This window comes from Lentibacter sp. (assembly GCF_965657785.1).
In the GTDB taxonomy this organism is placed as follows: domain Bacteria; phylum Pseudomonadota; class Alphaproteobacteria; order Rhodobacterales; family Rhodobacteraceae; genus Lentibacter.
On the sequence record NZ_CBFHPP010000047.1, the window covers coordinates 1 to 6,511 of the forward strand.

The 6,511-nt window shown below is 55.0% G+C and carries 5 protein-coding genes and 1 tRNA gene; 4 read left to right on the forward strand and 2 right to left on the reverse strand.

Going from position 1 to position 6,511, the window contains the following annotated elements; genetic code table 11:
• The first annotated feature begins 126 nt into the window (after positions 1–126).
• Together ychF and ACTF58_RS13270 are read left to right on the forward strand one after the other, a co-directional pair.
• A complete protein-coding gene (gene ychF, locus ACTF58_RS13265) occupies positions 127–1,224 on the forward strand; it encodes a redox-regulated ATPase YchF (protein ID WP_438992444.1) in 1,098 nt (365 codons plus the stop codon).
• A 304-nt stretch (positions 1,225–1,528) separates the two neighbouring features.
• Entirely contained in the window at positions 1,529–1,777 is a 249-nt protein-coding gene (locus ACTF58_RS13270; RefSeq protein WP_438992445.1) for a helix-turn-helix domain-containing protein, read from the forward strand.
• On the opposite strand, the gene ACTF58_RS13275 is transcribed toward ACTF58_RS13270, so the two are convergent.
• Positions 1,774–3,126: a sulfatase-like hydrolase/transferase gene (locus ACTF58_RS13275; RefSeq protein ID WP_438992446.1), complete on the reverse strand. Its 1,353-nt coding sequence runs from the start codon at positions 3,124–3,126 to the stop codon at positions 1,774–1,776. The two genes, ACTF58_RS13270 and ACTF58_RS13275, sit on opposite strands and share 4 nt — an antisense overlap.
• A gap of 149 nt (positions 3,127–3,275) precedes the next feature.
• Between ACTF58_RS13275 and ACTF58_RS13280 the strand changes: the two genes are divergently transcribed.
• Both ACTF58_RS13280 and ACTF58_RS13285 read left to right on the forward strand, forming a co-directional pair.
• Positions 3,276–4,475, forward strand: coding sequence for an anaerobic sulfatase maturase (locus ACTF58_RS13280; protein ID WP_438992447.1), 1,200 nt, complete (start codon positions 3,276–3,278; stop codon positions 4,473–4,475).
• 169 nt (positions 4,476–4,644) lie between these two features.
• Positions 4,645–4,734: transfer RNA gene (locus tag ACTF58_RS13285), tRNA-Ser, on the forward strand.
• A 647-nt stretch (positions 4,735–5,381) separates the two neighbouring features.
• Here the strand turns inward: ACTF58_RS13285 and ACTF58_RS13290 are convergent.
• A partial coding sequence (locus ACTF58_RS13290) for a DUF6538 domain-containing protein (RefSeq protein WP_438992448.1) occupies positions 5,382–6,511 on the reverse strand: 1,130 nt, incomplete at its 5' end.

Consider the following 6,511-nt stretch of genomic DNA (forward strand, 5'->3'; position numbering starts at 1 on the left):
TGCCCCCAACCCCCCGGGATATTTCAGGAAAGAAAAAGACTCTGCGGGTTTGAGTGCGTCGAGAGTGTTGCAGCGGGGCGGGGGAGGGCTTATGAGGCGCGTAACAGCATATGCGGGAGAAAAGCCATGGGCTTTAAGATGGGAATTGTGGGCTTGCCGAATGTGGGTAAGTCAACCTTGTTTAATGCGCTGACAAAAACGGCGGCGGCGCAGGCGGCGAACTTTCCGTTTTGCACGATCGAGCCGAATGTGGGCGAGGTCAATGTGCCAGATGCACGCCTTGATACGCTGGTAAAGATTGCTGGGTCAAAGTCGATTATCCCTGCGCGCATGACCTTTGTGGACATTGCCGGCCTTGTGAAGGGCGCGAGCAAGGGCGAAGGGCTTGGCAACCAGTTTTTGGCCAACATCCGCGAAACCGATGCGATTGCGCACGTCTTGCGCTGCTTTGAAGACGGCGATGTGACCCATGTTGAGGGGCGTGTGAACCCTGTTGAGGACGCGGAAGTTATTGAGACGGAGCTTATGCTGGCTGATCTTGAGAGTGTTGAAAAGCGCCGTCAGGGTCTTGTGCGCAAGCTCAAGGGCAATGACAAAGAGGCCGCCCAGCAGGACCGCTTGCTGGCTGCGGCGCAAGCTATGCTGGAAGAGGGTAAGCCTGCGCGGCTTGTCGAGGTCGATGCGGAAGACGCGAAGGCCTGGAAAAACCTCCAGCTTCTGACGTCTAAGAAAATCCTATACGTCTGCAATGTCGATGAGGGCAGCGCGGCCACGGGCAATGCCCATTCCGAGGCGGTCGCGGCTATGGCGGCCGCGCAGGGGGCGGGGACCGTTGTGATTTCGGCGCAGATAGAAGAAGAGATCAGCAAGCTGGAAGACGACGAGGCCGAGATGTTTCTTGAGGAAATGGGCCTTGCCGAGGCCGGTCTCGACCGTTTGATCCGCGCAGGCTACTCTCTTTTGCACCTTGAGACCTACTTCACAGTCGGCCCCAAGGAAGCGCGCGCCTGGACGATCCGTGAAGGCACAGGGGCGCCGCAGGCGGCGGGCGTTATCCATGGCGATTTTGAAAAAGGCTTCATCCGCGCCGAGACGATTGCCTATGATGACTTTGTGGCCAATGACGGGGAGCAGGGCGCCAAAGAAGCCGGCAAGATGCGCGCCGAGGGCAAGGCTTATGTCGTCAAAGACGGCGACGTTTTGCACTTCTTGTTCAATAAATAACCACGTTTCGCGCAGGCCCTTGAAGGGGTTCAAGGGCTCTGCGCGGGGGCTGCTCTGATGCATTTGCGCAACGGTGGCATATGGCCTTGGTTGAGCTTTGTGGCTTTGCCTGCTAGGCTATTCACATGAAACACACACTGTAAGCTTTTGAATTGTTTGGAACCGTGGGCTTATCCACAGGTTCTTATGTGCTTGGTGTTTTGTCTTTTATTGTCAAATGAAGTTCCGCCCATGCGCTTTCAGGCCCTCTGAGACGGGCCAAAAACGCCGCAACGGAACACGGCCAATTTGAGCAGGATAAAAAATGACACATCAGGACAAAACCCCCCTCACAGGCACAGCCGCACTTACAAAGACGCCGCTGGAGCCCGAAGCTGTGCGCCGCGCCGCTGGCCTGAGTGCCGAGGACATGGCTGCGCTTCTCGGGATGGGCGATTACGGCTATAGCGCGTGGGAGCGTGGCGCGCGCACGCCTGGCGGACCCGCGCAGAGGCTTTTGGCTTTGATTGCAACAGACCCGAGCAAAATGATTGCGGCGTTGCGTGAAGCCTAGTCGTCTTCCATGTTCTGCGGCCCGCTTGCCTCTGGTGGAGGCGCTGTGACGTCAAAGCCGTATTCCAGACAGCAGGTGGCATGGGCGGCCTGCATCTGGGCATAGGCGGGGTGATCGGGGCCAAGGTCGCGGGTTTGCCACCAGTCTTTTGACAGATCAAACAGCTGGGTTGAGCCGTCACCATAGCGGATGAAGCGGTATTTTCCTTTGCGCACGGCGGCGCTCTGATGCAGGAAGGTCGGCACGGCGCGGTCAGGCGCGCGCGCCCAGTCCACTTGCGGGCGCAGCGAGCGACCGACGCACCCTTCCAGCGGGGGCAAGCCAGCATAGTCCATCACAGTCGGGCCGATATCGAGCAGGGCCACAGGGTCACTGACCACTTGGGCGACGGGCTGGTCGGGGTCGTGAATGATCAGGGGCACATTGGCGACCTGCTCCCAGAGCGTGTGTTTGCGAAAGCGGTTGCGCTCGCCAAGGTGAAGCCCGTGATCGGAGGCGATGATGACAAGCGTGTTGTCGGCGAAGCGGGAGGCTTTGAGCGCGTCCCAGATGCGGCCAAGCTGGGAGTCTGTATGGGTGAGCGCTGAGAAGTAATTGCGCACGCTTTTGCGCCATTGCGTTAGCTTATCGGCGTTGAGGTTTTGTGAGTTGTGAAGCTCCATGAAGGCGCTTTCGTCAAACCCATCCAGCCAAGCCTTTGGCTTTTTGATGTTTTTCTCGTCATACATTTCTTTGAAGCGGCGCGGTGTGATCCAAGGACCATGAGGGCCGTAAAACCCAACTTCACGATAAAACGGGGCGTCTTCGTTGTAATGTTTAAAAAACGAGCGGGCAGAACTCGCGGCTTGGTGATCGTAAAAGCGCGGGTCGTCTTTGGCGTCTCTGGCCGCTTTGCCGCCGCGCAGCCCGCCGAACTCTATGCTGATGGCGTCGGGGATCTGCCAGTCGCCACGGAATTTCTTGGGCTTGTCCGAAAAAAGCGTTTGGTGGATGTCCTCCGCCAGAGCGCTATAGCCTTGCATGACCTTGCCGCCCGAAGAGCAGAAATAGCCCGCGCCTTTGAGCTTGTAGGGCCACATGGCCTTGGGGGAGATTTTCTCAAAGTAGTTCTTATAGGGGCCAGTGACGCCGGACTGATGCGGCGACTGGCCTGACATGAAGCTGGCGCGCGACGGGCTACAGACAGGGGCCTGACAATAGGCCGCTTGAAAGGCGGTGGATTCGGCGCAGATGCGGTCTAGATTGGGCGTTTGGAGGGCTTCGCCAAAGGCGGTTTTGTATTTCCAAAAGGCAACAGCGTCATCAAACGTGATGAGCAAAACATTCTTTTGCGCGCCTTGGGCTGACATACTCTTACTCCACAACTCGATACCAACTGCGAGGGCTTTGGCCCTTCTTGGCGCCAGTGATATCTTGCTTTGTGATGTGGGTCTATCAAAGAAGCTTTAAGTCAGAGACTATTTCAGGCACATATGACGGGGTTAAACAGGGGTTTTTTATGCAGCCGTTGCCATTTAGTATTATGACCAAGCCGATTGGGCCGCGCTGCAACATTGATTGCAAATACTGTTACTACCTTGAAAAAGAAAAGCTCTATCCGGAGGAGAAAAAATTCCGGATGTCTGACGATATTCTGGAGCGTTATATCGTCCAGACCATTGGTGCTGCGCAGGAAAGCGGCATGGGCGAGGTTCACTTTGCGTGGCAGGGCGGGGAGCCGACGATGCTCGGGGTTGAGTATTTTCGCAAGATTGTGGCGCTGCAGAAAAAGCATTTGCCTGCGGGGGTGCCGCTGTCCAATGCGCTTCAAACCAACGGGATGTTACTTGATGAGGCATGGGGCGGCTTTCTGGCGGAGAACGGATTTCTTGTCGGGCTGAGCGTGGACGGGCCGAAAGCTGTGCATGACAGATACCGCGTCGATCGCGCGGGGCGGCCAACATTTGACGCGGTGATGCGCGGGCTTGAGGTGCTTCAGCGCCATGGTGTGCCGCATAACGCGCTAACAACTGTGCACCGCGCCAATGGCGGCAAGGGCCGCGAAATCTACCGGTTTCTGACGGGGGCAGGGTTTGAACATATCCAGTTCATCCCGATTGCCGAGCGCAGCGGCGGCGCCATGCTGGCGGGGGCGCCACAGCAGGACATGGCCCCCGAGAATAAAGTAACCGAGTGGAGCGTCGCCGCGCGCGCCTATGGCAAGTTTCTGTGTGATGTCTTTGATCTCTGGTTCAAAGCCGATGTGGGGCGGGTCTCGGTGCAGTTCTTTGATGTGCAGCTTGGTCTTTGGATGGGGCGGCCTTCGGCGCTTTGTGTTTTTGCCAAGACCTGCGGCAAGAGTCTCGCGCTTGAACATGACGGCAGCCTTTATGCCTGCGATCATTATGTTTACCCCGAATACAAACTCGGCGACATCCGTGAGACCCCGCTGCGCGAGATGCTCTGGAACGATCGGCAGGAGGCCTTTGGACAAGACAAAGAGGCGTCATTGACGGCACAATGCCGCGCCTGTGCGTTTCGCTTTGCCTGCAATGGCGGTTGCCCCAAGCACCGCTTTGCCACATCCAAGACGGGCGAGGCGGGGCATAACTATTTTTGCGAGAGCTATACCGCGTTTTTTAAACACGCAGGGCCAAGATTGAAAAAAATGGCATGGCAAGTGGCCAACGGGATTCCCGCAACGGGCGGAAAAGCGTGAAACCCAAGGTGCACCTGTGAAATGAGAGGTGTCAAGCAAAGCCAGCAAGAGCGCGCGTTTCGCCTTTATTTTATGGGAATTTTCAGCGGTTTTCATGGGGTGGAAGAAATTTGAAAAACCTCAGAAAACACCTTGTAAATCCGTCTCTTGCGCTTGTATACCCGTCGGCGGAGACGTGGCCGAGTGGTCGAAGGCGCTCCCCTGCTAAGGGAGTAGGCCCGGAAGGGTCTCGAGGGTTCGAATCCCTTCGTCTCCGCCACCAAGGCCTTATAACGGATGCAATATTCGGGTCTAAACCTCAGATAACACTCAGTATTTTAACCGCGGCGCTCATCGTGCCGCAGTCGATTGCTGACCATTATGCTAGAAACACACGTTCCAATGCTAATTGACATGATATCACGCATGAAGATTTTGTTGAGTGCACTTGCAATAATGTCTGTCAGCTCCTGTAGTACGCCTGAGCAGACTTTTATGTACAAGCCCGGTATGACTAACAGCTCTATTAAAGATGACCATTTAAACTGCGAACTAGAAGCCACAGACAAGGTGAAACCCGCTATACAAGTCTACTCAACGCCAGCTAGAATCACGCCAACTTATACGGACTGTGATGAGTACGGATGCACATCCTATGGAGGCCATACAATAGGTGGGGGGGTTAACTCCGTGGATCAAAATCTTGGTCTTAGGGTTCGATATTTTGAACGTTGCATGAATAATCTCGGGTACAAAGCAACTCCTGCGCCGATATGTGATCGTAAAATCAGCAAACAAGCCTTCGAAGAGGGGATGTGGCCAGAGAATGAGCCTATCGTTATTGATGAGACCGTTTGCATAGCGACCAAACTGGGTCAGACGCCTTTGATCACCTTAGGCTCCAGATACCAGTAACCAACTAGAGTTTTAGGTCACGATTTTCCGTAACCAGCCTACAAGCGCTGAGTAGTGGTAGCCGGCTCCGTAAGACGCACCAATGCCATCTGTTGCCCACCCCCCAATTTGATCAATCACTTCTGAGGGGCACTCAACCGCCCTTAGCCTATCCCTCATCGAGTGACGGAAACTGTGCATCGTACAGCCCGCCGGCACATAATGCTTCAGCCACTTGTTCAACGCAGCGCTGGCTGAATTCGCCGCTGTAGTATCAGTTTGGTTATATCTAGCGAAAGCAAAGGCGCTATCAGACGGTGCCTGCACGACCCTCTCGGCAGCCCACAGCGCCTGCCCCACTAGAGGTACGTCACGCTCACTGGAACGGGTCTTCAGGCCTCGCCACGGATGCTTCTGAATACGTACAAATGGCACTTCACAATCGAGGTGTATGTCCGATTTCAAGAGCCCAGCGCCCTCAGCTAAGCGCAATCCCGTGTCTGATAACAAGGCCACCAACCACCGCATGTCATCATCCATCTGCCTGCACTGCGCCTGAACCAGTTTAATATTTTCTATCGGAATTGGCTGACGCTTTATCACACCGGCTTGGCGATCGTGATAAACACCGAGGAACGGGTTTTTTATGTCCAAGGCATGTTCAGACACGGCGAAGTTGAATACCGCTTTTAGATAAGAAAAGTTTCGAGTGACGCTGGAACCTGTAAGGCCACGATCGATTAGCCATTCCCGAAACTTCAAAGCATCCCCACGAGTATAATCACCGAGGGGCTTATTACCGGCGATACCGATTAGATAATTACAGGTACGAGTAGCTGCGGCTTCAAAGGATCTGGGCCGGTTCTTTCCTTTAAGGTCCAAGTATACTTGTAAGGCCTGCATCAGATCAGGCTGATTATTCTGGCGCTTAGGATCAACCTTAGCTGCTGGATTTACTGTTGGCGTCAAACAAGTTTTTAAGCCTGGGATTGTGGCATGTGCGACCCTCAGCGAGGCCCAATATGCCTCTAACTTGGCATTGGCCTGTTGAGCCTGCAGCTTGGCCTGCCTCGACGAACAGGTCCTGAGGCATTCCACAATCCTAGGGCGGGAATAATGCTGTGGTAAGTCCTTCGGGACACGGCGACTGTAGTAGTAATAGC